Origin of the sequence: Virgibacillus sp. 7505, from assembly GCF_002272135.1 — a bacterium.
In the GTDB taxonomy this organism is placed as follows: Bacteria; Bacillota; Bacilli; order Bacillales; family Amphibacillaceae; genus Terribacillus.
Genome location: NZ_NPBF01000324.1, coordinates 1 through 233, shown reverse-complemented (window position 1 = coordinate 233; position 233 = coordinate 1). Strand labels below are relative to the sequence as shown.

At 42.5% G+C, this 233-nt stretch carries 1 pseudogene; it reads right to left on the bottom strand.

What is annotated here, in order from left to right:
* Positions 1–233, bottom strand: a pseudogene (locus CHH91_RS20765) (hypothetical protein); the annotation flags it as partial.

Genomic DNA, 233 nt, shown 5'->3' with positions numbered 1-233 from the left:
TCGCGATCTAGCGGCTTATCCTGATCCAATTCTTCACGATCTAGCTCTTTATCCTTATCAAGTTCGTCTTCAGGTCGAAAACCTGGCCAATGTTCAACGTCCGGCCCTTTGGGTAATGCTCCAGGACTCCCAATCCTGTCACCTTCCTCAAAGTATTTATTTTTATCACTAAACTTTCTATTTCCTAAATCAGGATCAACAAAATCTGGATTCGATCCAATGCTAGGCATACT